Annotated in this window: 25 protein-coding genes; 13 read left to right on the top strand and 12 right to left on the bottom strand. The window is 63.5% G+C overall.

Annotated features, from left to right (window positions below; translation table 11 throughout):
• Positions 1–112 precede the first annotated feature (112 nt).
• From ACVMIM_RS29815 to ACVMIM_RS29805, 3 genes are read left to right on the top strand one after another with little or no spacing between them, the layout of a single operon-like run.
• Positions 113–772 carry a DUF1285 domain-containing protein gene (locus ACVMIM_RS29815; protein ID WP_476117418.1) on the top strand — a complete coding sequence of 220 codons (660 nt, stop codon included), beginning with the start codon at positions 113–115 and terminating at the stop codon, positions 770–772.
• Positions 772–1,404, top strand: coding sequence for a CoA pyrophosphatase (locus ACVMIM_RS29810; protein WP_476116350.1), 633 nt, complete (start codon positions 772–774; stop codon positions 1,402–1,404). The genes ACVMIM_RS29815 and ACVMIM_RS29810 overlap by 1 nt, the downstream gene beginning before the upstream one ends.
• Positions 1,401–2,669, top strand: a complete 1,269-nt coding sequence (locus tag ACVMIM_RS29805) for a CCA tRNA nucleotidyltransferase (protein WP_476116348.1) — start codon at positions 1,401–1,403, stop codon at positions 2,667–2,669. Before ACVMIM_RS29810 ends, ACVMIM_RS29805 begins: the two co-directional genes overlap by 4 nt.
• A gap of 88 nt (positions 2,670–2,757) precedes the next feature.
• Here the strand turns inward: ACVMIM_RS29805 and ACVMIM_RS29800 are convergent, their stop codons facing one another.
• From ACVMIM_RS29800 to hemF, 5 genes are all read right to left on the bottom strand, one after another.
• Entirely contained in the window at positions 2,758–3,723 is a 966-nt protein-coding gene (locus ACVMIM_RS29800) for a S8/S53 family peptidase (RefSeq protein WP_476116346.1), read from the bottom strand.
• A gap of 78 nt (positions 3,724–3,801) precedes the next feature.
• Positions 3,802–4,380 carry a hypothetical protein gene (locus ACVMIM_RS29795; protein ID WP_476116344.1) on the bottom strand — a complete coding sequence of 193 codons (579 nt, stop codon included), beginning with the start codon at positions 4,378–4,380 and terminating at the stop codon, positions 3,802–3,804.
• A gap of 272 nt (positions 4,381–4,652) precedes the next feature.
• Complete coding sequence (locus ACVMIM_RS29790) at positions 4,653–4,838, bottom strand: DUF1059 domain-containing protein (protein WP_040989704.1); 186 nt, start codon at positions 4,836–4,838, stop codon at positions 4,653–4,655.
• A 251-nt stretch (positions 4,839–5,089) separates the two neighbouring features.
• Positions 5,090–5,350, bottom strand: coding sequence for a DUF1344 domain-containing protein (locus ACVMIM_RS29785; protein ID WP_040996896.1), 261 nt, complete (start codon positions 5,348–5,350; stop codon positions 5,090–5,092).
• A gap of 257 nt (positions 5,351–5,607) precedes the next feature.
• The gene (gene hemF, locus ACVMIM_RS29780; RefSeq protein ID WP_476116343.1) at positions 5,608–6,522 is read right to left on the bottom strand and encodes an oxygen-dependent coproporphyrinogen oxidase; all 915 of its coding nucleotides are present in this window, start codon (positions 6,520–6,522) and stop codon (positions 5,608–5,610) included.
• 120 nt (positions 6,523–6,642) lie between these two features.
• On the opposite strand from hemF, the gene ACVMIM_RS29775 reads away from it, so the two are divergent.
• Positions 6,643–6,900: a hypothetical protein gene (locus ACVMIM_RS29775; protein WP_040996891.1), complete on the top strand. Its 258-nt coding sequence runs from the start codon at positions 6,643–6,645 to the stop codon at positions 6,898–6,900.
• Between the two features lie 187 nt (positions 6,901–7,087).
• Here the strand turns inward: ACVMIM_RS29775 and soxR are convergent, their stop codons facing one another.
• The gene (gene soxR / locus ACVMIM_RS29770; protein WP_476116341.1) at positions 7,088–7,531 is read right to left on the bottom strand and encodes a redox-sensitive transcriptional activator SoxR; all 444 of its coding nucleotides are present in this window, start codon (positions 7,529–7,531) and stop codon (positions 7,088–7,090) included.
• A gap of 146 nt (positions 7,532–7,677) precedes the next feature.
• Positions 7,678–8,139, bottom strand: coding sequence for a tRNA (cytidine(34)-2'-O)-methyltransferase (locus ACVMIM_RS29765; RefSeq protein WP_476116339.1), 462 nt, complete (start codon positions 8,137–8,139; stop codon positions 7,678–7,680).
• A 467-nt stretch (positions 8,140–8,606) separates the two neighbouring features.
• On the opposite strand from ACVMIM_RS29765, the gene ACVMIM_RS29760 reads away from it, so the two are divergent.
• From ACVMIM_RS29760 to ACVMIM_RS29740, 5 genes are all read left to right on the top strand, one after another.
• The gene (locus tag ACVMIM_RS29760) at positions 8,607–9,041 is read left to right on the top strand and encodes a hypothetical protein (protein WP_476116337.1); all 435 of its coding nucleotides are present in this window, start codon (positions 8,607–8,609) and stop codon (positions 9,039–9,041) included.
• 9 nt (positions 9,042–9,050) lie between these two features.
• Positions 9,051–10,925 carry an ABC transporter ATP-binding protein gene (locus tag ACVMIM_RS29755; protein ID WP_476116335.1) on the top strand — a complete coding sequence of 625 codons (1,875 nt, stop codon included), beginning with the start codon at positions 9,051–9,053 and terminating at the stop codon, positions 10,923–10,925.
• Positions 10,926–11,156: 231 nt separating this feature from the next.
• On the top strand, positions 11,157–13,049 hold the full coding sequence (locus ACVMIM_RS29750) for an ABC transporter ATP-binding protein (RefSeq protein ID WP_476116333.1): 1,893 nt from the start codon (positions 11,157–11,159) through the stop codon (positions 13,047–13,049).
• Positions 13,046–14,929 (top strand): ABC transporter ATP-binding protein, encoded by a 1,884-nt coding sequence (locus ACVMIM_RS29745; RefSeq protein ID WP_476116331.1) that lies wholly within the window; start codon positions 13,046–13,048, stop codon positions 14,927–14,929. The genes ACVMIM_RS29750 and ACVMIM_RS29745 overlap by 4 nt, the downstream gene beginning before the upstream one ends.
• Before the next feature lie 10 nt (positions 14,930–14,939).
• Positions 14,940–15,251 carry a DUF6665 family protein gene (locus ACVMIM_RS29740; RefSeq protein ID WP_476116329.1) on the top strand — a complete coding sequence of 104 codons (312 nt, stop codon included), beginning with the start codon at positions 14,940–14,942 and terminating at the stop codon, positions 15,249–15,251.
• 114 nt (positions 15,252–15,365) lie between these two features.
• Here the strand turns inward: ACVMIM_RS29740 and ACVMIM_RS29735 are convergent, their stop codons facing one another.
• Positions 15,366–15,710 carry a cupin domain-containing protein gene (locus tag ACVMIM_RS29735; protein WP_476116327.1) on the bottom strand — a complete coding sequence of 115 codons (345 nt, stop codon included), beginning with the start codon at positions 15,708–15,710 and terminating at the stop codon, positions 15,366–15,368.
• 313 nt (positions 15,711–16,023) lie between these two features.
• On the opposite strand from ACVMIM_RS29735, the gene petA reads away from it, so the two are divergent.
• The 4 genes from petA (at position 16,024) to ACVMIM_RS29715 (ending at position 19,425) form a co-directional block, all read left to right on the top strand.
• Complete coding sequence (gene petA / locus ACVMIM_RS29730; RefSeq protein WP_040996875.1) at positions 16,024–16,584, top strand: ubiquinol-cytochrome c reductase iron-sulfur subunit; 561 nt, start codon at positions 16,024–16,026, stop codon at positions 16,582–16,584.
• Between the two features lie 16 nt (positions 16,585–16,600).
• Positions 16,601–17,905, top strand: a complete 1,305-nt coding sequence (locus ACVMIM_RS29725; protein WP_278049334.1) for a cytochrome b — start codon at positions 16,601–16,603, stop codon at positions 17,903–17,905.
• Between the two features lie 19 nt (positions 17,906–17,924).
• Positions 17,925–18,782, top strand: coding sequence for a cytochrome c1 (locus tag ACVMIM_RS29720; RefSeq protein ID WP_040996871.1), 858 nt, complete (start codon positions 17,925–17,927; stop codon positions 18,780–18,782).
• 97 nt (positions 18,783–18,879) lie between these two features.
• Complete coding sequence (locus ACVMIM_RS29715; protein WP_040996869.1) at positions 18,880–19,425, top strand: adenine phosphoribosyltransferase; 546 nt, start codon at positions 18,880–18,882, stop codon at positions 19,423–19,425.
• A gap of 162 nt (positions 19,426–19,587) precedes the next feature.
• Here the strand turns inward: ACVMIM_RS29715 and ACVMIM_RS29710 are convergent, their stop codons facing one another.
• From ACVMIM_RS29710 to pth, 4 genes are all read right to left on the bottom strand, one after another.
• Positions 19,588–20,058 carry a MaoC family dehydratase gene (locus ACVMIM_RS29710; protein ID WP_040996866.1) on the bottom strand — a complete coding sequence of 157 codons (471 nt, stop codon included), beginning with the start codon at positions 20,056–20,058 and terminating at the stop codon, positions 19,588–19,590.
• Entirely contained in the window at positions 20,055–20,525 is a 471-nt protein-coding gene (locus ACVMIM_RS29705) for a MaoC family dehydratase (protein ID WP_476117417.1), read from the bottom strand. Before ACVMIM_RS29705 ends, ACVMIM_RS29710 begins: the two co-directional genes overlap by 4 nt.
• 78 nt (positions 20,526–20,603) lie before the next feature.
• Complete coding sequence (gene ychF, locus ACVMIM_RS29700; protein WP_040996864.1) at positions 20,604–21,707, bottom strand: redox-regulated ATPase YchF; 1,104 nt, start codon at positions 21,705–21,707, stop codon at positions 20,604–20,606.
• Between the two features lie 231 nt (positions 21,708–21,938).
• On the bottom strand, positions 21,939–22,661 hold the full coding sequence (pth, locus tag ACVMIM_RS29695; RefSeq protein ID WP_476116324.1) for an aminoacyl-tRNA hydrolase: 723 nt from the start codon (positions 22,659–22,661) through the stop codon (positions 21,939–21,941).
• Positions 22,662–22,732: the final 71 nt, after the last annotated feature.

Raw genomic sequence — 22,732 nt, 5'->3', positions numbered from 1 at the left:
GGCCGCAGAATGCCGCGATTCGGCCTCTCACCCAGCGCCTGTAATTGAACTTAAATCACAGACTCGGGCGGACAAGGCTGACAATCGGGACAACAGTGACTATTTCGTGACCATGGCCGAACGCAGCGAACATCGTGAACAAAGCCCGGGCGAGCAGAGTCTGGGCAAACAGAGTCTGACTGGCGCCACCGAGGCGCGGGGCCTGGAGGCGCTGATCTCGCGCGCGGCGCGGGCCGGCAAGGGGCCGGCGCCGGTCGAACGCTGGAATCCGGACTTCTGCGGCGACCTCGACATGGAGATCAAGGCGGACGGCACCTGGTTCTATCTCGGCACGCCGATCGGCCGCATGCCGCTGGTACAGCTTTTTTCCAGCGTGCTGCGCAAGGATGCCGACGGCAAGACCTATCTGGTGACGCCGGTCGAGCGGGTCGGCATACGCGTCGCAGACGCGCCCTTCATCGCCGTCGAAATGAACGTGTCCGGCAGCGGGGACGATCAGGTCATCACCTTCCGCACCAATGTCGGCGACGTCGTCGCCGCCGGTCCCGGCCATCCGCTGCGTTTCGTCGACGAGGACGAAACCGGAGGGTTGAAGCCCTATGTGCTGGTGCGCGGACGGCTGGAAGCGCTGGTTGCGCGGCCGGTGATGTACGAACTGGTCGAGCATGGCGAGGAGATCGACATCGACGGCAGGGCGATGTTCGCCGTCCGCTCGGGTGGCGAAGCCTATCCGATCATGCCTGCCGAGAAGCTGAAACGGCTGAGCGCGTGATGGACCAGGTGACGCCGGCGCCGTTTTCGATCGCGGACTTCCGGGCGCGCGTCGCCGCGCAGGCCGTGCCCAGCCCTGGCGACGATTTCGGCGACCATCGCTTCAATCCCGGCCATCCCAGGCTCAAGCACATCAAGCCGCTGCGCGACGCGGCGGTGCTGATCCCGGTGATCGACCGTGCCGAGGGCGCCATGGTGCTGCTCACCAAGCGAGCCGAGAAGCTGCGCAGCCATTCCGGACAGGTGGCTTTTCCGGGCGGCACCATCGATGCGACCGATCCAAGCCCCGAGGCCACCGCTTTGCGTGAGACCTTCGAGGAGATCGGCCTCGATCGCGGCCATATCGAGATCATTGGCCGCATGCCGGATTACGTCTCCGGCAGCGGCTATCGCATCGTGCCGGTGCTTGCCATTGTGCGGCCGGGTTTTTCGCTGGCGCTTAACGCCGACGAGGTCGACGCAGCCTTCGAGGTGCCCTTGAGTTTCCTGATGGATCCTGCCAACCACGCCCGCGACAGCCGAATGTGGAACGAACTCGAATGGTTCTTCTACGAGATGCCCTATGGCGGCCAGCGCATCTGGGGCGTCACCGCCGGCATCATCCGCACGCTCTATGAAAGGCTATATGGTTGAGCGCTGAGGCGTCACTCTCAGGCAGGGCCGACTGGCTGGCCGACAAGCATCTGCAGAAGCTTCTTGCGGCGCTGAAGCAGGGCGGCGAGGAAGCGCGTCTCGCCGGCGGCGCGGTGCGCAATGCGCTGATCGGCCAGCCGGTCGCCGACATCGACATCGCCGCGACCACCGTGCCCGAGGAAACGATCCGGCGCGCCGCGGCGGCCGGCTTCAAGACGGTGCCGACGGGCATCGAGCATGGCACGATCACGGTGATCGCCGGCGGCAAGCCTTATGAGGTGACGACGCTCAGGGCAGATGTCGAGACCGACGGGCGGCGGGCAAAAGTGATTTTCGGGCGTGACTGGAAAGCGGACGCCGAGCGGCGCGACTTCACCATCAACGCGCTCTATGCCGAAGCCGACGGCACGATCGTCGACCTCGTCGGCGGCATAGCCGATATCGAGGCGCGGCGGCTGCGCTTCATCGGCGACGCGGAAGCGCGCATCCGCGAGGATTATCTGCGCATCCTGCGCTTCTTCCGGTTCTTTGCCTGGTATGGCGAGGGACGGCCGGACGCGGAAGGGCTGAAGGCCTGCGCCAGGCTGAAGGACGGGCTTGCACAGCTTTCAGCCGAGCGCGTCTGGTCCGAACTGAAGAAGCTGTTGTCGGCTCCGGATCCCTCACGCGCGCTGCTGTGGATGCGCCAGGCCGGCGTGCTCTCCGCCGTGCTGCCGGAGAGCGAGAAGTGGGGCATCGACGCCATCCATGGCTTGGCCAAGGCTGGAAAAGATCTCGGCTGGCCCGCCGATCCGATGCTGAGGCTGGAGGCGATCGTCCCGCCCGATGCCGTGCGCATGAAGACGCTTGGCGAGCGGCTGCGATTGTCAAATGAAGAGGCCGATCGTCTGCGGCATTGGGCGCTGACCGTTGCGCCGGATGCGAAGGCGACCGAGACCGAACTGGCCAAGAAACTCTACTATGGCGATCGCGCCGGCTATCTCGACCGCATCCGGCTGGCGCTTGGCGCCGCGCGAACGCGCGCCGCGGAGGACAATCAGGCGATGATGGAAGCCGGCGGCTTTTCACGCCTGCTCAATTTCACGCTGAAATGGCAAAAGCCGGTGTTTCCGATCAAGGGCGCCGACCTGACCGCGCTTGGTGGCTCGCCGGGGCCGAAGCTCGGCGCCACGCTGAAGAACCTCGAGAAGGAATGGGTCGAGTCGGGCTTCACTCTGGAACGCGGCGCGCTCATGAGACGCGCCGCGCAGGCCCTGGAAATCTAAAAGATCAGGACCGCTCTATCCCTTTGTTTTTACGCAATTCCGGACGGAACATCGCTCACACTTTTCCTGGAATTGCTCTAGGCGCCCGTCAATGGATCGCAACAGGGGCGAGCGCGCGGGAAAGGCTTGCCTCGCCCTTGCCGTAGACGGACGGGTCGTAGTTCACCAGCGTGTCGGTGCGGGCCGTATTGAGCAGGTCATTGGTGATCTGCACCGGCGTCGCCTTGGTGAACTTGCTGCCGATGATCGCAGCATAGCCCGAGATGATCGGCGCGGCGAAAGAGGTTCCGTAGAGACCGGTCTTGTCGCCCTCGACGCCGACCACCAGGAAGTGGCTCTGCACGGCCGGGTCGGAGCCGGCATAATTGGAATACCAGGCGAGCTGGGCCTTGTTGGCCGTAGTGCCGTTCGTCGACAGCGCGCCGACGAAGATCGCCGTCGGTTTGCCGATCAGGGCAAGGTCGAGATAGTCCTGCTGGCCACCGGTGACACCGCCGACAGCGACCGAGTCGTTGCCGGCCGCCTTCGAGACGATGGCCGAACCCTTGGTGGCATAGGAGATGATCGAGGACTCCTCTGGAGCCCACCCGATCTGGTTCGTGCTGTAGCCCGCGGTGGTGTACATGCCGTAGCTCAGGTTGAGCACGTTGAGACCGCGCGCCAGCGAAACGGCCGTACCCGTCGAGAAATCCTTAGAGCGTATGGTCGCGGCGGGGGCGATCATGCTTGCTTCTTCGCGCGTCCATTCGCCATGCCGCTGGTATTGGATACCGATGCCGAAATTGCCGTAAAAGCGCGATGAACTGCTGAAGTCGTCGACCATGGTGATGGTGACGCCCTTGCCCTTGTAGCCGGCTGCCCAAGCGGCGCCGACGTCGGGGCTCATCCAGTTCTGTACCGTTTGCGTCGTCCGCGCGACCGGGATCCTTGCGCTCACGCAGATGGAGCCGCCGCCATGGCAGAGCGCAGCCGTCTCATCCGCGCTGAGAACCTCCTGCGCCGAGGCCATCGGCACCCAAAGGATTGCAAAAGCGGCTGCAACGCCCAACCTCATGGTCGTTCTCCAGTTCAACGAGAACCGCGACGGGCGCGACTTCGGGCATGAGATGATGTTCATTTGCGGCTCCCGCGATCAGAAAGTGAGACGATAGTTCAACCAGAGATGCATGGTCTCCGGCTTGGCGCTGACTAGGTATTTCAAGGTTTCCTCCGGCGCGGTCATGCCCGCCGCGAGCCGGCAATTGACGCTGTAGGTGCCAAGGTCGCCATAGTCGGCTTCGCAAGGCTTTTCATTGAGGCCGCCGCCGATGGTCGAGGTGACCGAAAGGGACAGCGTGCTGTTCGGGTTGGGGTGGATCTGGGTGAGAAAGCCAAGCTTCAGGCTGGGCTCGATACGGTATTTCTCGGCTTGCTCGCCTGTGCCAAATCCCCAAAGAATGCCTGTATCAGGTGTGATCTGGGTCAGAAGGTCCACATGCATGTCGACCCAGCTCGCATGGTACCAACGGGTGAACGATACCCAGCTTCCGCTCTGCAACTCGTAGCCGCCGCTGCCGAGGCCCCTGGCGCGATCGCTGAGTGGGGAACCCTGATGGATATCGACGAGCGAGGTCGTCCATTCCTGGGCCGTTGCCGCGGATGCAAGGAGGAAGGCGCACGACAGGAGCGCCGCCGCGCAGAGACCGACTCCGATGTTGGACCGCTCGCGCATGCGCGAAGCACCTCGCCTCACCATTCCGGACAGCCTTGATGGCGAAGGCTCCTCGGGCAGCCCCGCCGGCCGGATTACGGATCGGAGAATCGCACGCGTACCGTTACTGCAAGGTTATCCAAGCCGCTACGAATATAAGAATTTGTTTGAAATCTGCGGGAAATGTTTCTGCCGGGATCCGGGAGACTGCCGGCAGAAAATTTGGCATAGGCGTAAGCGGCGTTCCGCTCTTGCGTGTTGGCCGATGTGGTCGAATTCTGGAATTTGGCCCCTCAGGCGGCGTCGCGAACCTTCTGTATGCGCGAGCGGATCGCCTCGATCATCGTCTCGCGGATGATGGTCTCGCCATGCGTCTCGCGCATGTGCTCGACGGCGCGGCGCATGACCTCCGCTTCCTCCTCGGCGCGCGTGTGCCAGTCACAGCCGGGAACCAGCGATCCGCATTGAAATTCCTTCATCGGGGTCTCCTTTCCTCGCTCCGGAGCCACCAAGCCGGCCGCTCCAGCCATTTGTTTTTATGCAATCCCGTCGGAAGCCGTTGCGCGCGTTTCGCAGGATTGCCCGGATGGATAACAATAACACGTGCCGCCGTTTTCGGTTGCATGAGAAAGCCAAGGTCGGTCGGCGCGGCAAACACCCAAAACCGAAAGGCGGAGCACTGGTGCTCCGCCTTTCGTGCTGCCTGAGCCTGCTCTGCCGGGGCCAGCCGTTACTTCATGATCTTGACGGCCTCGGCAATCTTGTTCTTGCCGCTCATGTCCCAGGACACGCGGACTTTCTCGCCGGCCTGAATGCCGGGATCCTTGAAGGCCTTGGACAGCTTGAATGTCGATCCATCATCCAGAACAAGGCTCATGGCCGTTCCGTCAAAGCTCTTCACGGTTCCTGTGGTGTGCTTGACCGCCGCGAACGCGGCGCCACCGGAGGCGAGAAAGGCGGCCGCTGCCGCCGTCACGATAAGCTTGCGCATGGCATGCTCTCCTGGAATGCGGGTGCCCATTGGCAAGGCACCGTCATTGGTCAGGGCCGTCAAGTCGCGTCGGGTCACGGCCGGCGGGAGACAAGGGATCTCCGCTTCGACCGCCGGCGCTTCCCGACCCGGCGATCTTAAATAGATCAATTTTTTCAAAAGGATATTAGACGAAAAAGATATTGTCCCTGCCACATTGCCCGCCAAGTTTCGGCGAATGGGACAGCAATGCGGCCATCGCCGCGCTCACCGGATCGTTACGGCCATTTTACCTCGGGCGGCAGGCTGGACAGGATGGAGGCAACATTGCCGCCGGTCTTCAGGCCGAAGATGGTGCCGCGATCGTGAAGCAAGTTGAATTCGACGTAGCGGCCGCGCCGGATGAGCTGTTCGTCGCGCTCGGCGTCGGTCCAGTTCCGGTTGAAGTTGCCCCGCACCAGATGGGCATAGACGACGAGGAAAGAGCGGCCGACATCCTGGACGAAATTGAGATCGGCGTTCCAGCCGCCCTTGTCCTCGTCCGAATGCAGCCAGTCGAAGAAGATGCCGCCGATGCCGCGCGGCTCGTTGCGGTGCGGCAGGAAGAAATACTCGTCGCACCAGGCTTTGAATTTGGGATAATCGGCGACGGCGGCGTTCTTCTCGCAAGCGAACTGCATGGCCCGATGGAAGGCGATCGTGTCGGGGTCGTCCTGGGTGCGGCGACGGTCGAGCACCGGCGTCAGGTCGGCGCCGCCGCCGAACCACTGGCGCGTGGTGACGACCATGCGCGTGTTCATGTGCACGGCCGGCACGTTGGGATTCCACGGATGGGCGATCAGCGAAATGCCGCTCGCCCAGAAGCGCGGGTCTTCCTCGGCGCCGGGAATCTGTTTCCTGAATTCGGGGGAGAATTCGCCATGGACCGTCGAAGTGTGCACGCCGACCTTTTCGAAGACGCGGCCGCGCATCATCGACATGGTGCCGCCGCCACCACGACCCTCGTCGCGCTCCCAAGGCGTCTTCTCGAAATGGCCGGGCGACCATGACGCTTGCGGGCCGGTGAGTTCCTGCTCGAGCTGCTCGAAGGTGGCGCAGATGCGCTCGCGCAGCGCTTCGAACCAGAGGCGGGCCTTCATCTTCTTCTGTTCGATGTCGGCCGGCAGTCCCACCGGAAGGTCAGGTCGTTCCAAATCCGTCTCCAGTCACAGGCCGCTTGCCTGACAAATGACTCGTTTTTTCTGCGCGCGATCCCTAATCTCTTAAAGGCAAGGGTCAAGCCCTGTCTGATCCAGGTGCAAAGGAGTTCCTTCGTGCGCACCCCGGCAAGACCGCCGCTGGATGGTTTAAAGAAGAGTCTGGAACGCTCGCGGGCCGAGCGCGCTAACCAGCCGCGTGACGGCTTCCTGCGTGAGACCTTCGTGCTGCCCAGGGCCGCCGCGCGCCTCAAGGCGAAGGAATGGTTCGAGCGTTTCCCCAAGCAAGCCTACTGGACCGAAATCGAAAGCTGGTTCGAACGCCCGGGCGACGTGATCGAATTCACCATGCGCCGGCTGCCAGGGGCGGATTAAGATGCATTGATATTCAGGTGAGGCCGGCCTGCAAACGGCGGCTTCCTGCGGTTCCGGCCTTCGCCGGCCGAAGCCCTCACAAGCGTCCCCGCTCCATGAAGGCTACGGCCGGCGTAGGCCGGTTCTCGGAAGCCACCGTTTTCGACTCGGCCTGACCTGAATCTCAATGCATCTTGGCGCCAGACCGTTAGCGCACCGCCAGCCTTCTCGCCCCCGTACCCTCCCGGGCCAGCCGGTCGTCCCTGTTCCTCAGCGGGCATTTGTCGATGGACATGCAGCCGCAGCCGATGCAGTCGGTCAGGCCGTCGCGCAACTTCTTCAATTGGCTGATCTTATGGTCGAGCGCGTCGCGCCAGGCTGTCGAAAGCAGGTTCCAGTCCTCGCGATTCGGCGTGCGCTCTTCAGGCAGGGACTGGAACGCCTGGGCGATCTCGGCCAGCGAAATGCCGACCTCCTGGGCGACGCGGATGATCGCCACGCGGCGCAGCACGTCTCGGCCGTAGCGCCGCTGATTGCCGGACGTGCGGTGGCTGCGGATCAGCCCGCGCGCCTCGTAAAAATGCAGCGCCGATACCGCGACGCCGCTCCGCATAGCCACTTGGCCGACCGTCAATTCCTTCACCGGCGCCATTTCCAAATTCCCGCTTGACCTCAAGTTAAGTTGAGCTTGTAGCCAAGAAAGATTGATAGGGCAATTGCAGGAGAAGGGCGATGTGCGCCTGGGCAGGAATGACGGCGGAAGGGATGGCGGTTCGGGGCAGCGCGGAAGCGCGAAAGCTATTTTCCGAGCTGGCGGAGCGCCTCGCCCGCGACCATGGCGACCGACAGCGCGACATTGATGCTGCGCGCGCCCGGCCGCATCGGAATGGTCAGCCGCGCATCCGCCGCCTGGTGGACGTCTTCCGTCACGCCGGCGGATTCGCGGCCGAACAGAAGAATCTCGCCGGAGGCGAAAGCAAAGTCCGTATAGGCGGTCGCGGCCTTGGTGGTGAGCAGCACCAGGCGGCGCGCATGCGCCTTTCGCCATTCCTCGAAGGCGTGCCAGTCGGCATGGCGGGAGAGCGCCGCCATTTCGAGGTAGTCCATGCCGGCCCGTTTCAGCGCCCGGTCGGAGAGGGGGAAACCAGCCGGCTCGATGATATCGACACCGACGTCGACGCAGGCGGCGAAGCGCAGGATTGTCCCGGTATTTCCGGCAATATCCGGCTGGTAGAGCGCGATGCGGAGACGATCGTTCATTTTCGCATCCTGCTAATAAGTGGCAGATCGGCCACAGGCTTCTCCGGCTTTCGGCGATTTCTGGACTGGCGGGTGGCCATTTTCGGCGAAGTCGAGTATACCCCCACCATCGTCAACCCGAACCGAATGGAGGGGAACACATGATGACCATGCGCATCCAGCTCCCATCCGGGGCTCACCTCTGCCCGCCGGCGGTTTCGGTACGACGATTCTTCTGACACTTTAAGTACTCATCGCACCGATTCCCGCCGAACCCAGTCTTCGGCCTTCGAAGGAATCTTGCGATGTTTTTCAAACTGCCAAAGGGGCGCCGCGCCCCAGCTGAACGTGTCGAGGCCGACGCTCGTCGCGTCCCAATCGACGCTTGCCGTCCCGTTCCGACCGATTCGATCCGCGCCGTCGGTCGAATGCCGGTGGTCGAGGCCGCATCACCCTTTTTAACGCATTTGCATATGGAGGACGGACCAATGTTCGATCCCTACAAAATACCGGGGTTAAGAAGCCTGCACGAGCGCAAGGTGGCCACCTGGGCGTTGCTGATCGGCGAGACCTATTCGTCGGCGGTGCATGCCGAGGAACGGCGCAGGCCGCATCGCGGCATGCTGCCGGACGTCGATTTCTCGCGCGCGGTGCCCGACCACAGCCGGCCCACGCTGGTGCGGCGGATCATCCGCCTGATCCGGCCGGGCGACAGGAACCGGGCAGGCTCGGGCTTTTCGCCGGCGAGTTCGGGGCCGTCAGGATCGTCGAGCGAGGCTGTCGGCGAAAAGCCTGGGACATCCTATATTGCGCGAGGCAGGGCCGGTGAGACGGACGATTCCGTATCGCCGGCCCGTCGCGCCGCGCGGCCGAAAGGCCTTGCCCATCAATCCCGCGTCGCGCGAGCGCGCATAGCATTGTGAGTGCCCGGAATGTTCCGCTGGTTTGAAAACAGGCTCAATCCGTTTCCGGCCGCGGAGCCGATCGAGCCGCCGAAGACGCTGATCGCTTTCTGCGTGCATTATACGCGCGGCGCCTGGCCCTATATCATCCTCGATGCGGTGCTGGTGACGGCGATCGCCTTCACCGAAGTGTGGATGTTCGGCTTCATGGGGCGCATCGTCGACTGGCTGTCGGCGCAGAACCGCGAAACCTTCCTGCAGACGGAGCACTGGAAGCTCGCCGGCATGGCTTTCGTCGTGCTGTTCGCGCTGCCCGGCACGGTGTGGCTGCATTCGCTTCTCAACCAGCAGACACTGATGGGCAACTACCCGATGCGTATCCGCTGGCAGGTCCATCGCTATCTGCTCAAGCAGTCGATGGCCTTCTATCAGGACGAATTCGCCGGCCGCATCGCCACCAAGCTGATGCAGACGGCGCTCGCCGTGCGCGAATGCGTGATCAAGCTGATCGACGTCCTGAACTACGTCATCGTCTACTTCCTCGGCATGCTGTTCATCGTCGGCTCGGCTGACTTGCGCCTGGCGGCGCCCTTGGCCGGATGGCTGGTCGGCTATATCGCGCTGCTGCGCTTTTTCATCCCGCGGCTGGGCAAGGTCGGCGAGGAGCAGGCCAATGCGCGCTCCACTATGACCGGCCGCGTCGTCGACAGCTACACCAACATCCAGACGGTGAAGCTTTTTTCGCACGCCCGCCGCGAGGCTGCTTTCGCCAGGGAAGGCATGGCGAGCTTCCTCGACACCGTCTACCGCTCGATGCGGCTGGTGACGCAGCTCTACGGCATGCTCTACATCCTGAATTCGCTGCTTCTGTTCTCGGTGACGGCAATCTCGCTCTGGCTGTGGCTGGGCGAGGCGGTGACGATCGGCGCGGTCGCCGTGGTCATCGGCCTGGTGCTGCGCATGTGGGGCATGTCGCAGTGGATCATGTGGGAGATGTCAAGCCTGTTCGAGAATATCGGCACGGTGCAGGACGGCATCCAATCGATCTCGCTGCCGCGCCTGGTCGAAGACCGCCGGGGCGCCAAGGACATCACCGTCAGCCAGGGTGAAATCCGCTTCGAGGACATCCGCTTCCACTACGGCAAGCAAAAGGGTGTCATCGAGAACCTGTCGCTCACCGTGAGGCCCGGCGAGAAGGTCGGCATTGTCGGCCGCTCGGGCGCCGGCAAGTCGACGCTGGTCAACCTGTTGCTGCGTTTCTACGACCTGGAAAGCGGCAGGATCCTGGTCGACGGCCAGGAGATCGCGACGGTGACGCAGGATTCGCTGCGCGCTCAGATCGGCATGGTGACGCAGGACACCTCGCTGCTGCACCGCTCGGTGAAAGAGAACATTCTCTACGGCCGGCCGGACGCGACCGACGAGATGCTCATCGAGGCGGCGCGGCGGGCGGAGGCGCTCGATTTCATCGGCGGGCTTTCGGACCATAACGGCCGCAAGGGATTCGACGCCCATGTCGGCGACCGCGGCGTCAAACTGTCCGGCGGTCAGCGGCAGCGTATCGCGATCGCCCGCGTCATGCTGAAGGACGCGCCGATCCTGATCCTCGACGAGGCGACCTCGGCGCTCGATTCGGAAGCCGAGGCGGCGATCCAGGAGAACCTCTACAAGCTGATGCAGGGCAAGACCGTGATTGCCATCGCGCATCGGCTGTCGACGATCGCAGCGATGGACAGGCTCGTCGTCATGGACAAGGGCCGCATCATCGAGGAAGGCGCGCATGAGGACCTCGTCGCCAAGGGCGGGCTCTATGCCCAGCTCTGGCAACGCCAGTCCGGCGGCTTCCTGCTCGACGATGCGCCGGCCGACGCCAAGGCGCCTCAATCCGAGCTGGCGGCGGAGTAACGCGATCGCGATCGCAGCGATTCCAGGAAAAGTGCCTAGCGGTTTTTCGTCCGGAGTTGCGCAAAAACAAAGACTTGGAGCGGTCCGATGGTTCTGCGAGCCGTCGAGCCGCTCCGGCATCAAGGTTCGGCGATTGCCGGGAATCGTTCCCGGGCGTAACCACGACTTGATCAGAGGCCTGCCGGCGACCAGATCGGGCACCGGCAGGTTTTCGGCCTCTGCGAGAGAAAAATGTTCGACCGCATCTTCACTTGGTTCGAAAGCCGTTATTCGCCGGTGGCGCTGGCCGAAGACCGGCAGCCGCCAATGGGACTTTGGCGGTTCTATTGGTATTTCATAAGGCAGTTTCGCGGCGCCTACTGGCTGCGCATCGTCATCGTTGCCGTCGCCGCTGTCGTGGACGCGATGCTGCCGATTTTCGTCGGCTTGATCGTGGGCCTGCTCTCCAGCACCAAGCCGGGCGATTTCTTTGCCGCGCATGGGCCGCTGCTCGTGCTGATGGCCTTCGTCGTGCTGCTGCGTCCGCTGTCGATGGTTATCGACGCGCTCATCCGCAACCACGCCATCGCGCCGAACCTCATCGACCTCATCCGCTGGCAGAGCCATTGGCATGTCGTGCGCCAGGACTGGTCGTTCTTCCAGAACGACTTTGCCGGCCGCATCGGCACCAAGGTCATGCAGAGCGGCGATTCGATGGAGATGAGCGTCAACCTCACCGTCGATGCCGTCTGGTATGCGCTGGTCTTCGTCGCTGTCGCCATCGTGGTGCTGGCGCGACTCGACCCGCTGTTGCTGGCTGTGGTGGCGGTATGGCTTGTGTTCTATTGCCTGATCTTCTGGTCCGCGATGCCCAGGATCACGCAACGCTCGTCCCAACTGTCGGAGCGGTGGTCGCAGGTAAGTGGCCGAATGGTCGACAGCTACACCAACATTTTGACGCTGAAGACATTCTCCACCGGCGAGCACGAAGACAAATATGTCTCGCAAGCGGTGGTCGAGCACGCCGACACGTTTTACCGGCTGATGCGCGTTTTCACGCTGATGTGGTCGGCCCTGTTCATCCTCAACGCGGCGCTGCTGATCGCCGTGAGCTGGCTGGCGCTCGCCGGCTGGAACGCCGGCGCCATGACCACGGCGGCCGTGGCAACCGCGATACCGTTCGCGCTGCAGATCGCCAACATCTCCGGCAGGATCCTCGATGTCGGCGCCAACGTCTTCCGGCAGATCGGCGTTGCCAGCAATTCGATGACGACGATCGCCCGGCCGATCGTCATGCAGGACCAGCCCGACGCACCGGCCCTCGTCGTGACCGCCGGCGGCATCGAGTTCGACCGGGTGAACTTCAACTACTGGCGCAAGGACGGCAAAGGCGGCGTCATCGACAATCTGTCGCTGAAGATCGCGCCGGGCGAGCGGGTCGGCCTGATCGGGCGTTCAGGAGCCGGCAAGTCGACGCTGGTCAATCTCGTGCTGCGGCTGTTCGATGTGCAGGACGGCAAGGTGCTGATCGACGGGCAGGACATCCGGAATGTGTCGCAGGAGAGCGTCCGCGCGGCGATCGGCTTCGTCAATCAGGACACTTCGCTGTTGCATCGATCCGTTCGCGAGAACCTCAAATATGGACGCCAGTCGGCCAGCGACGAGGCGATGTTCAGCGCCGCCAAAGCCGCGCAGATCGACGATGTGATCGCGGGGCTGACCGATCCGCATGGGCAAAGCGGCTATGAGGCGCTTGTCGGCGAGCGCGGCGTGAAGCTGTCCGGCGGCCAGCGGCAACGCATCGCAATTGCCCGCGTTATGCTGAAGGACGCGCCGATCCTCATTCTCGACGAGGCGACGTCCGCGCTCGATTCGGAAGTGGAAGCGGCCATCCAGGAGAACCTCTATAAGCTCATGCAGGGGAAGACCGTCATCGCCATCGCCCACCGCCTGTCGACCATCGCGGCGATGGATCGGCTCGTGGTCATGGACAAGGGCCGCATCGTCGAGGAAGGCTCGCATGAGGCCTTGATCGCCAAGGGCGGCCTCTACGCCCAGCTTTGGCGGCGCCAGTCGGGCGGCTTCCTGCTCGAGGAAAAGCAGGCGGCCGACGATCCGGCGACGAAAGGTGAAGCCGCCGAATGATGCATGCCATCTACCGCTGGTTCGAGCGCTGGGTCTACCCGTTCCGCGAGCCCGCGAATCTGCGGCCGCCCGCCAGCGTCGGCGGCTTCCTGTGGCACTATGTCGGGCAGGCAAAGCTCGCCTTTTTCGCCATGCTGATCATCGGCGGCATCGCCCCGCTGGTGGAGGCGGGGCTGTTCTATTTCGTCGGAAGGCTGGTCGATATCCTCGACCAGTTGCCGGGCGAGCGCAGCTGGCACGCGCTTTGGACCGCGGCCGGTCCCGAGCTCTTGTTCATGGGCGCGGTGGTGCTCGTCATCCGCACGGCCGTCGTCGGCCTTTCGGCGCTGGTCGACGAGCAGACGATCACGCCGGGCTTCTACAATCTGGTGCGCTGGCAGGCGCACCGGCATGTGTCACGCCAGTCCTACGCTTTCTTCCAGAACGACTTCGCCGGCCGCATCGCCACCAAAGTCTGGCAGGCGGGGCAGGCGACGGGCGACCTGATGGAGAGCTTCATCGAGGTGGTCTGGTTCATGATCGTCTATACGGTCACCACGCTGGCGCTGGTAGCCGGGCTGGATTGGCGGCTGGCGGTCATGGTGGTGGTCTGGATCGCCGCCTTCGGCTGGCTGGCGAAACTCTATCTGCCGGCGATCCGCAAGCATGCCGAAGCGACCGCCGAGGCGGGCTCGATGATCACCGGCCGCATCGTCGATTCCTATTCCAACGTGCAGACGCTGAAGTTGTTCTCGGCCGATGGCGACGACCGCTATATCCGCAGCGGCTTCGACATCTATCTCGACGCGCTGCGGCCCTTCACGCGCCGGCTGACCGGCGTGCGCATGGCGCTGACCATGCTCTCCGGCGTCATGATCACCGCGATCGCCGCCTTTGCCATCTATCTTTGGGTCGAAGGCACGATCACGGTCGGCGCCGTCGCCTTCACCCTGTCGCTGGTGCTGCGGCTCAACATGCTGCTCGGCCGCCTGATGATGCAGCTCAACGGCATTTTGAGGAATCTCGGCGTGCTGGAGAATTCCAAGGCGCTGATCTCGCAGCCGCTCGGCCTTACCGACACGCCGGACGCCAAGGAACTGGTCGTCACCGGCGGTCGCATCGACGTCAGCAACGTCACCTTCCATTACGGCAAGGGGGGAGGGGTCTTGGACCGCATAGACCTCGTCGTGCGCCCGGGCGAGAAGGTCGGCCTGGTCGGCCCGTCAGGCGCCGGCAAGACGACTTTGGCCAATCTGATCCTGCGCCTCTACGACCTCGAAGGCGGCCAGATCCTGATCGACGGCCAGGATATCGCCGGGGTCACGCAGAACTCGCTGCGCGGCAATATCGGCGTGGTCAGCCAGGATACCGCGCTGTTCCACCGCTCGCTGCGCGACAACATCAAGCTCGGCATGCCGGACGCCACCGATGCGCAGGTGGTCGCCGCAGCCCGAAGAGCCGAGGCGCATGACTTCATCCTGGGACTGCGCGACACCAGAGGTCGCGTCGGCTACGAGGCCTATGTCGGAGAGCGCGGCGTCAAACTCTCCGGCGGGCAGCGGCAGCGCGTGGCGATCGCGCGCGTCTTCCTCAAGGATGCGCCTATCCTCATCCTCGATGAAGCGACCTCGGCGCTCGATTCGGATATCGAGGCGGCGATCCAGGAGAACCTGACCAGGCTGATGGAGAACAAGACCGTGATCGCCATCGCGCACCGGCTCTCGACGATCGCAGCACTTGACCGGCTGGTGGTGCTCGACGGCGGCCGCATCGTCGAACAGGGCACGCATGACGAACTGGTGGCGCTCGACGGCCTCTACGCGCGGCTCTGGAAACGGCAGTCCGGCGGCTTCCTGTTCAACGAGGAAAGCGTGCTGGAAGAGACGCGCCCGGCGGAGTAGAACGAGAGATATGTCGGTCAGAATGCCCACCAATTTTGGACGGTCAGGCGCGCAGGAAAGCGCGCTCGACCTGCTCGGCCACGAAATCCTCGCCGAGAAGGCCGCGGCGCTCGGCCGCGCCGGAGAGCGCGTAGAGGAAACCCTGGCGAAGCTGCGCGACCATGGCGAGGGCGAGCATCGCAACCGACTGCTCAAGGAAGCGGCCGCCGCCGTCCACGCCTACTTCATCCAGCGCGAGCTCTGCGGGCTGCGCAAGCACGATGCCGTAATCCGCGAATATAACATCCCGCGGGCCGTGCTGGTCAGGCTGGGCGCAAGCTAAAGCAATTCCAGAAGATGTGTGCACAGTCCCCGTTCGGAATTGCGAAGAAACAAGGACGATAGAACTAGGCGGGAATCGGTGAAGGGACAGGGCCTGCCTCTCGCGCAGCCGGGATCACTCCAGCCATTCGGTGACGAAGCTGCCGTTCTCGTGGATGTCGGTGGTCTCGAGCGGACCCGGGCCGAGATTGGTGAATTTGTGCGGCGTGTCCGGCGGCACGATCAGAATCTGGCCCGCAGTCGCCGTTATCTGCTGCTCGCCGACCGTGAACAGGCCGGTGCCGGAACGGATAATGAAGATCTCCGCATAAGGATGCTTGTGCAGGCGCGGACCACCGCCGACCTCGGGCTGATAATTAAAGATAAGGCAGGAGTTGGAGCCGAACGGCCCGCATTGCAACTCGCCCTGCCAGCGGTCGGGTGCTGCCGCCCATCTGTCGCGGTCGATGACATGCGCCATGGCCTGACAATAGACCGGGCCAGCGGTCGCTGTCGAGGCAAGCGGAGCCCCGATTTTATCATTGAATTCAGTGCTGTTTGGCGCTGTTCGGCGGCCCGATGATCAAGCCGTGGCGCAGGCCGCGGCACGTGCCCGCGACAATCTGCCCTTGTGCCTTCACCCCGCTGGACAAAAACAGGCTTCACGCATAAACCGAACCTCCAAATGCCGGAGGAATTCGCTAGCCTGTTCGCCATGCGCTGTCGGGCAGGTGCGATTGAGCGGGGACAAGGCTCGGCCTCCGGTTAGGAAGAGGCGAAAGGATCAGGCACCCGTGAGCGCAACCGACATCCACGATCCCAACCGTCGCGATTTTCTCTACGTAGCCACCGGCATGGCCGCCGTTGTCGGCGCTGGAGCCGTCGCGTGGCCGTTCATCGACCAGATGCGCCCCGACGCCTCGACGCTGGCGCTGGCTTCGGTCGAGGTCGATGTCTCGTCGCTGCAGCCCGGCAGCTCGCTGGTCGTCAAATGGCGCGGCAAGCCGGTGGTGGTGCGCAACCGCACCGAAAAGGAAATGAAGGACGGCGAAGCTGTCAACCTCGCCGATCTCAAGGACCCGATTGCGCGCAACGCCAACCTGCCGGCCGACGCGCCGGCGACCGACGCCAACCGCACCACGCCCGGCAAGGAAGCCTGGATGGTGATGGTGCAGGTCTGCACCCATCTCGGCTGCATCCCGCTCGGTCAGGAAGGCGATTTCGGCGGCTGGTTCTGCCCGTGCCACGGTTCGCAATACGACACCGCCGGCCGCATCCGCAAAGGCCCAGCGCCGGAGAACATGGCGATCCCGGTATTCAAGTTCATTTCCGATACCAAGATCCTTATCGGTTGAGGCAGGGGATATTTCGATGAGCGAGGGACACTCGACCTATACGCCCAAGACCGGTATCGAGCGCTGGTTCGACGCGCGCATGCCGCTGCCGCGGCTGATCTATGACAGCTTCGTGGCCTATCCGGTGCCGCGCAACCTCAACTACATGTGGACGTTCGGCGGCATCCTGTCGATCATGCTCGCCTCGCAGATCCTGACCGGCATCGTGCTGGCCATGCACTACACGTCCGACACCAATCTCGCCTTCGATTCGGTCGAGAAGATCATGCGCGACGTGAATTCGGGATGGCTGCTGCGCTATCTCCATTCCAACGGCGCCTCGTTCTTCTTCGTCGCCGTCTACATCCACATCTTCCGCGGGCTGTTCTACGGCTCCTACAAGGCGCCGCGCGAGCTGCTGTGGATTCTGGGCTGCATCATCTACCTTTTGATGATGGCCACCGGCTTCATGGGCTATGTGCTGCCCTGGGGCCAGATGAGCTTCTGGGGCGCGACCGTCATCACCGGCTTCTTCAGCGCCATCCCTCTGGTCGGCAACTGGATCCAGGAATTGCTGCTGGGCGGCTTCGCCGTGGACAATCCGACGCTGAACCGCTTCTTCGCCCTCCACTACCTATTGCCGTTCATGATCGCCGGCGTCGTGGTGCTGCACATCTGGGCGCTGCATGTCGTTGGCCAGTCGAACCCGACTGGCATCGAGGTCAAGTCGAAGACGGACACGGTCGCCTTCACGCCTTACGCCACCATCAAGGACGCGTTCGGCATGATCGTGTTCCTGTTCTTCTTCGCCTATTTCGTCTTCTACCTGCCGAACTATCTCGGCCACCCGGACAACTACACGGTCGCCAACCCGCTGAAGACGCCGGCCCATATCGTTCCGGAATGGTACTTCCTGCCGTTCTACGCGATCCTGCGCGCCATCACCTTCAATATCGGCCCGATCAACTCCAAGCTCGGCGGCGTGCTGTGCATGTTCGGCGCCATCGCCATGCTGTTCCTGGTGCCGTGGCTGGACACCTCGAAGGTGCGCTCGGCGGTCTACCGTCCTTGGTACAAGCTGTTCTTCTGGCTGTTCGTCGCGGACGCCATTCTGCTTGGGTGGCTGGGCTCGCAGCCGGCGGAAGGCTCTTACGTGTTCATGGCACAGATGGCGACGCTGTTCTACTTCGCCTTCTTCCTGGTGATCATGCCGGTGCTCGGCCTGATCGAGACGCCACGGCGCTTGCCCAATTCGATCACCGAAGCGGTGCTGGAAAAGAAGAACAAGGGCGCCGGCGGACATCCGGCAGGCGCGGTTAGCGCGCCGGAAACCAAGGGCTGAGAATCTGAGGGGATTTGGCATGAAGAAGATTCTCACCTCGCTGGCGCTGCTTGGCCTGGTGGTCGCGGGCACCGCTGCCATCGCCGCCGAAGAGGAACACAACGCGGCGGCCCCGACGCATTTCCCGATCAACGAACCGAAGGAAATGAGCTGGAGCTTCGCCGGGCCGTTCGGCACCTATGACAAGGCGCAACTGCAGCGCGGCCTCAAGGTCTACAAGGAAGTCTGCTCGGCCTGCCATTCGATGAACCTGGTGGCGTTCCGCACCCTGGAAGGGCTCGGCTACTCGGACGCGCAGATCAAGACGCTGGCCGCCGAATACACCATCCATGACGGCCCGAACGATGCGGGCGACATGTTCGACCGCCCCGGTAAGCCGTCGGATCACTTCCCGGCGCCGTTCCCGAACGAGCAGGCGGCCGCGGCCGCCAATGGCGGCGCCGCCCCGCCGGACATGTCGCTGCTCGCCAAGGCGCGCGGCGTCGAGCGCGGCTTCCCGCGCTTCATTTTCGATATCTTCACCCAGTATGCGCAGGGCGGCCCGGATTACATCCACTCGCTGCTTACCGGCTACGACCAGACGCCGCCGGCCGGCATGGTGATCCCGGAAGGTACGCACTACAATCCGTACTTCCTGTCCGGCGTGTCGCTGAAGATGCCGAAGCCGCTTTCGGACGGCCAGGTGACCTATGACGACGGCTCGCCGCAGACCGTCGACCAGTATGCCCGCGACGTCTCGGCCTTCCTGATGTTCGTCGCCGAGCCACATTTGGAGGACCGCAAGAAGACCGGTTTCCGCGTCATGGTCTTCCTGCTGCTCTTCGGCGCTCTGGTTTACATGACCAAGCGCAGGGTGTGGGCCGACGTCGCGCACTGAGCGGGCCGGCTTCCAGAAAAATGCAAGGGCGCCGAAAGGTGCCCTTTTCTTTTCGGCCGCTTGCCGGCAAAACTGTGCGGCAACGGATCAACCGCTTATGAAACCCTCCCTCGAAGACACGCTGCTTGCGGCCATCCGCACCATTCCGGACTATCCGAAGCCCGGTATCCTGTTTCGCGACATCACCACGCTGCTCGGTGATGCGCGCGCCTTCCGCCGCGCCATAGACGAGCTGGTGCATCCCTATGCCGGGCTGAAGATCGACAAGATCGCCGGCATCGAGGCGCGTGGCTTCATCCTCGGCGGCGCGGTGGCGCACCAGTTGTCGGCCGGCTTCGTGCCGATCCGCAAGAAGGGCAAGCTGCCTTACGAGACGGTGCGCGTAGCCTACAGCCTTGAATACGGGCTGGACGAGATGGAGATGCATAAGGATGGCGTCTCGCCGGGCGAGAAGGTGATCCTGGTCGACGACCTGATCGCCACGGGCGGCACGGCGGAAGCGGCGGTGAAGTTGCTCAGGCAGATCGGCGCCGACATCGTCGCCGCCTGCTTCGTCATCGACCTGCCGGACCTCGGCGGCCGCCAGAAGCTGGAAGCGCTCGGCGTGCCGGTCAGGACGCTGATTGGGTTCGAGGGGCATTGAGCGCCTCTTCCTTCTCCCCTTGTGGGAGAAGGTGGATCGGCGCGATAGCGCCGAGATAGATGAGGGGTGTTCCAGCGGAGTGTGACGTTGGCATTCCCTCGAGCACCCCTCATCCGTCGCCCTCCCGACACCTTCTCCACAAGGGGAGAAGGGGAGGTGGCCCTACTCCACCTTTACCAGCACCGCGCTGTCGAACTCGATCACCTTGTCGCCGGTCGAATCAAAGCCTTCCGAGCGCAGCGTGAGCAGGTTCCAGCCCGGGCGCCCGGCGAGCGGGCGGTGCGCCAGCGCTGTGCGCGTGAAGGTCACCGTCTCGCCGGCATAGACCGGCTTCAGCCATTTCAAATTGCGGAAGCCGGGCGAGGGGCCGAATTCGGGCTGCGGGCCGGGGCCGGTCCAACGCACGCCCTCGGTCTCCATGCGCTTTTCGAGATTGTATTTCATCCAGGTGGCGGCGGTGTGCCAGCCCGAGGCGCAGAGCCCGCCGAGCACGCTCTTCTTCGCCGCCTCTTCGTCGACGTGGAAGATCTGCGGGTCGTATTTCCTGGCGAACGCCTTGATCTCGTCGGCCTCGAACTTGTGCGAGCCGAGGGTCACGGTCTGACCGATCAGGAAGAATTCGTCCAGAGTCATGATAGGCCCCGTGCGGCATCACGCGCGAGGAACATGCCGGTGTTCTCCAGCTCGAAGACGCTCTCGCCGCGCTGGTTGATCAATTCGCTGCGCATGGTGATCAAGCCGAGCTGGGGCCGCGATTTGGACTGGCGCTTGGACAGGATCGTGACCGTGCCGCGCAGGGTGTCGCCGGCCAGAACCGGCTTCTTCCATTTCACATGCTCGATGCCGGGCGACCCTTGAGAGGTCGAATCGAGCAGGAAGGCGTCGCAGAGCATGCGCATGAACATCGCGCAGGTATGCCAGCCCGAAGCCGAAAGTCCGCCGAGGATGCTGGCCTTGCCGGCTTCCTCGTCGAGATGCATCGGCTGGGCATCGAACTCCGAGGCGAATTCGATGATCTCGGCAGCGCTTACAGTCTTGCTGCCGAGGTCCAGCGAGGAGCCCTCGACGAAATCCTCATAGGCCCAAGTCTTTCCCGTCATGTCGGCGGTCCGGTTCATCCTTAGATCCTGGTGGTGGGACGATTTGGTCAAGTGATTTCTGGTAAGCCAGTCAGGCACTCAGGTGTTGAACTTGAACAGCATGATGTCGCCGTCCTGGACGACATATTCCTTGCCTTCGTCGCGGGCCTTGCCGGCTTCCTTGGCCGCGACTTCGCCGCCCAGCGTAACGAAGTCGTTGTAGGAAATCGTCTGGGCGCGGATGAACCCGCGCTCGAAGTCGGTGTGGATGACGCCGGCGGCCTGCGGCGCCTTATCGCCTTTGTGGATCGTCCAGGCGCGCGTCTCCTTCGGCCCGACGGTGAAGTAGGTGATGAGATGCAGGAGCTCGTAGCCGGCGCGGATCACCTTGTTGAGGCCCGGCTCGTCGAGGCCGATCGAGGCCAGGAACTCCATTTCCTCCTCGTCGGAAAGCTGGGCGACTTCCGCCTCGATCGCCGCCGAGATCACCACCGTGCCGGCGCCCTGGGCGGCCGCCATCTTCTCCACCGCCCTGGTGTGCTCGTTGCCGGTGGCCGCATCCGCCTCGGCGACGTTGCAGACATAGAGGACGGGATGCGAGGTGAGCAGGTTAAGCCCTTGCAGGATGCGCAGGTCCTCCGGCGCGATGCCGTTGAGCAGGAAGCGCGTCGGCTTGCCGGCCTGCAGCAATTCGAGCGCGGCCTCCATCATCGGCAGCACGGCCATCGCTTCCTTGTCCTTGCCGGCGGCGCGCTTGCGGATCTGGACGATGCGGCGTTCGAGGCTTTCGAGGTCCGCGAGCATCAGCTCGGTCTCGACCGTCTCGGCATCGGCCACCGGATCGATGCGGCCCTCGACATGGGTGATGTCGTCATCCTCGAAGCAGCGCAGCACATGCACGATGGCGTCGACCTCGCGGATATTGGCGAGGAACTGGTTGCCCAGCCCTTCGCCCTTGGAGGCGCCGCGCACCAGGCCGGCAATGTCGACGAAGGAGATGCGGGTCGGGATGATCTCCTTCGACTTGCCGATCGCCGCGATCTTTTGCAGCCGCGGATCCGGCACGGCCACCTCGCCGGTGTTCGGCTCGATGGTGCAGAAAGGATAGTTGGCCGCCTGCGCGGCGGCCGTCCTGGTCAGCGCGTTGAACAGCGTCGACTTGCCGACGTTGGGCAAGCCAACGATGCCACATTTGAAACCCATGTTCGTCCAGTCCTGTCGGAATTCGATTTTGGTGAGGGCTATGGGCGATAGGGGTGATGAACGTCAAGCCCCGATCGGCCCGGCCGCCTCGTGGCCGCTAATCTGGTTAGCGCGGGATCATCGTGCAAGCCGGCGAAGTCTGGCGAGACGCACCCGTTCGCTGCGAACGAAGGCCTGGGCCGACCGATGTGAATTGCCGCCGAGCGATCCTCGCGCGGGTGGCGCCGCTTCTTAGTCCTTTCCGAACAGCTTCTTCAGCATGGCGGCCATGGGACCGCTTTCGGGCAGTTTTGCCGCCGGCTGCTGCGGGCGCGCCTGGCGGACATGGCTTTGCTGCTTCGGCGGTTTGGGCGGCGGGCGGTCTTTATCGCCGGTCGGCACGAGCTTGTCGCGCAGGGTGAGCGTGACGCGGTTCATGAACGAGCTGTCGTCGCCCTTGGCGAGCAGCGCGGCGTCGTCGGCGATGGCGTCCAGCAGGACATCGAGCCATTCGCGGTCCGCCTTGGCGAAATCGCCAAGCACATGGCCGTGCACCATCTCCTTGACGCCGGGATGGCCGACGCCGATGCGCACCCGGCGATAGGTGTTGCCGACATGCTGGTCGAGCGAGCGGATGCCGTTGTGGCCGCCTGAGCCGCCGCCAACCTTGACCCTGAGTTTGCCGGCGGCAAGGTCGATCTCGTCATAGAAGACGGTGAGGGCAGCCGGTTCGAGCTTATAGAAGCGCAGCGCTTCGCCGACCGACTGTCCGGACAGGTTCATGAAGGTTTGCGGCTTGATCAGCAGGATTTTCTCGCCGCCAAGCGTGCCTTCGCAGATCAGGCCCTGGAATTTTCTTGACCAGGGCGAAAAGGAATGGCGGCGGGCTATCGCGTCCGCCGCCATGAAGCCGACATTGTGCCGGTTGTTCTCGTATTTCGCGCCCGGATTGCCGAGGCCTGCAAAGACAAGCATCGTCGCCTCCGGCGTTAGAGCATGATGCCGAAAAGTGTGAAGCGGTTTTCGGAAAACATCATGCTCTGTTT

It is taken from the genome of Mesorhizobium sp. USDA 4413 (assembly GCF_056280365.1).
Note: the sequence above shows the minus strand (reverse complement) of the source record. Positions and strands in the feature narration are given on the sequence as shown.

Bases quoted from the DNA above. Each gene is read 5' to 3' on its own strand.
- ACVMIM_RS29725 (WP_278049334.1), top strand. From the start codon at position 16,601: ATGAGCGAGGGACACTCGACCTATACGCCCAAGACCGGTATCGAGCGC.
- ACVMIM_RS29810 (WP_476116350.1), top strand. From the start codon at position 772: ATGGACCAGGTGACGCCGGCGCCGTTTTCGATCGCGGACTTCCGGGCG.
- ychF (WP_040996864.1), bottom strand. From the start codon at position 21,707: ATGGGTTTCAAATGTGGCATCGTTGGCTTGCCCAACGTCGGCAAGTCG.
- ACVMIM_RS29755 (WP_476116335.1), top strand. From the start codon at position 9,051: ATGTTCCGCTGGTTTGAAAACAGGCTCAATCCGTTTCCGGCCGCGGAG.
- ACVMIM_RS29785 (WP_040996896.1), bottom strand. From the start codon at position 5,350: ATGCGCAAGCTTATCGTGACGGCGGCAGCGGCCGCCTTTCTCGCCTCC.
- ACVMIM_RS29745 (WP_476116331.1), top strand. From the start codon at position 13,046: ATGATGCATGCCATCTACCGCTGGTTCGAGCGCTGGGTCTACCCGTTC.
- ACVMIM_RS29715 (WP_040996869.1), top strand. From the start codon at position 18,880: ATGAAACCCTCCCTCGAAGACACGCTGCTTGCGGCCATCCGCACCATT.
- ACVMIM_RS29760 (WP_476116337.1), top strand. From the start codon at position 8,607: ATGTTCGATCCCTACAAAATACCGGGGTTAAGAAGCCTGCACGAGCGC.
- ACVMIM_RS29720 (WP_040996871.1), top strand. From the start codon at position 17,925: ATGAAGAAGATTCTCACCTCGCTGGCGCTGCTTGGCCTGGTGGTCGCG.
- ACVMIM_RS29740 (WP_476116329.1), top strand. From the start codon at position 14,940: ATGTCGGTCAGAATGCCCACCAATTTTGGACGGTCAGGCGCGCAGGAA.
- ACVMIM_RS29795 (WP_476116344.1), bottom strand. From the start codon at position 4,380: ATGCGCGAGCGGTCCAACATCGGAGTCGGTCTCTGCGCGGCGGCGCTC.
- ACVMIM_RS29735 (WP_476116327.1), bottom strand. From the start codon at position 15,710: ATGGCGCATGTCATCGACCGCGACAGATGGGCGGCAGCACCCGACCGC.
- soxR (WP_476116341.1), bottom strand. From the start codon at position 7,531: ATGGCGCCGGTGAAGGAATTGACGGTCGGCCAAGTGGCTATGCGGAGC.
- ACVMIM_RS29710 (WP_040996866.1), bottom strand. From the start codon at position 20,058: ATGACTCTGGACGAATTCTTCCTGATCGGTCAGACCGTGACCCTCGGC.
- pth (WP_476116324.1), bottom strand. From the start codon at position 22,661: ATGCTTGTCTTTGCAGGCCTCGGCAATCCGGGCGCGAAATACGAGAAC.
- ACVMIM_RS29750 (WP_476116333.1), top strand. From the start codon at position 11,157: ATGTTCGACCGCATCTTCACTTGGTTCGAAAGCCGTTATTCGCCGGTG.
- ACVMIM_RS29790 (WP_040989704.1), bottom strand. From the start codon at position 4,838: ATGAAGGAATTTCAATGCGGATCGCTGGTTCCCGGCTGTGACTGGCAC.
- ACVMIM_RS29705 (WP_476117417.1), bottom strand. From the start codon at position 20,525: ATGACGGGAAAGACTTGGGCCTATGAGGATTTCGTCGAGGGCTCCTCG.
- ACVMIM_RS29800 (WP_476116346.1), bottom strand. From the start codon at position 3,723: ATGAGGTTGGGCGTTGCAGCCGCTTTTGCAATCCTTTGGGTGCCGATG.
- ACVMIM_RS29815 (WP_476117418.1), top strand. From the start codon at position 113: ATGGCCGAACGCAGCGAACATCGTGAACAAAGCCCGGGCGAGCAGAGT.
- ACVMIM_RS29765 (WP_476116339.1), bottom strand. From the start codon at position 8,139: ATGAACGATCGTCTCCGCATCGCGCTCTACCAGCCGGATATTGCCGGA.